This window comes from Okeania sp. SIO2C2 (assembly GCF_010692625.1).
Taxonomy (GTDB): Bacteria; Cyanobacteriota; Cyanobacteriia; order Cyanobacteriales; family Microcoleaceae; genus Okeania; species Okeania hirsuta.
This window is the reverse complement of sequence record NZ_JAAHGM010000173.1, coordinates 1-1,190: the sequence shown is the minus strand read 5'-3', so window position 1 is coordinate 1,190 and position 1,190 is coordinate 1. Positions and strand designations below refer to the sequence as shown.

1 protein-coding gene and 1 pseudogene are annotated in these 1,190 nt (G+C 39.6%); both read left to right on the top strand.

Features of this window, described 5'->3' with window-relative positions; translation table 11 throughout:
* Positions 1–320: 320 nt before the first annotated feature.
* Entirely contained in the window at positions 321–917 is a 597-nt protein-coding gene (locus F6K18_RS36210; protein WP_287528213.1) for a transposase, read from the top strand.
* Between the two features lie 70 nt (positions 918–987).
* Positions 988–1,167: pseudogene (locus F6K18_RS36205) on the top strand (zinc ribbon domain-containing protein); the annotation flags it as partial.
* Between the last annotated feature and the right edge of the window lie 23 nt (positions 1,168–1,190).

Below are 1,190 nucleotides of genomic sequence, written 5' to 3'. Positions count from 1 at the left end.
TTAAGGATGTACCCATGAAAAGGGACGTTTAGGAGAGGAGCCGTGATGAGGTGAAAGTCTCACGTCCGGTTCTGAAGACGAGCAAACCCTATAAAGGACAACCGGAAATGGGTCTGCTTAGTTTAACAATTGGGGCTTAAGCTTATGGAATCAAGCTTATAAAGATGGCTACAAGCCTAATGCTAGTAAACTTAGAGAAGTTTTTACCAATCATACAAAGCCTTTATATCCTTGGATGAAAAACTTGTCATCTAAAGTTTACCAATATGCTTTTCCTACGGAATGCTGCGCAAACATCAACTTAGGTGAAGCGTTCACTCATGTTTTTCAAAGGATTAGGAAAATACCCAAAGTTTAAAAAGAAAGGTAGGTCTGATTCTTTTCCTACGGAATGCTACGCAAACACAATTGATAATTCTGGAAAACCAATAGAACTTGATGGTTGGTGTCATAAATTGCCTTTTATTGGTGTTGTGAAAACATACGAACCAATTGAAGCAACAACTAAAAGAATAACCATTAGTAGACAGGCAGGTGACTGGTATCTGAGCTGTAGCTATGAATTTCATCCCATAACCACGCCCCAAAAAACTGATGCTATCGGTGTAGATTTGGGAGTAAAAACCTTAGCGACATTAAGTGATGGTAAAGTATTTGAAAGTGTGAGATCGTACCAGAAATTTGAAGCCAAGTTGTCAAGAGAGCAATACCTAAATCGTCATAAAGAAGTAGGCTCTGCTAACTGGAAAAAGGCACAACTGAAGATAGCCAGATTGCATAGAAAAGTAGCAAACATCCGTAAAGACGCACTTCATAAACTGACAACATATTTAGCCAAGAACCACGGCAGAGTTGTCGTAGAAGATTTGAATGTAAGTGGAATGTTACGCAATCATAAGCTAGCGAAAATCAGTTAGCAGATAGTGATTTTATGAGTTCAGGCGACAGCTAGAATATAAGTGCGAATGGTATGGTTCAAAGTTAGTAGTAGTTGATAGGTTTTTTCCATCATCAAAAACTTGCTCAAACTGCGGTCATGTTCAAGATATGCCCTTAAATGTAAGGACTTATGACTGCCCTGACTGTGGCTTGTCAATAGATAGAGATTTAAACGCCAGTATAAATTTGAGAAATGCGGTCGGCTCGGTCGTGAATGCCTGTGGATGAGTAACCGCCGACGGTCTCAGTAG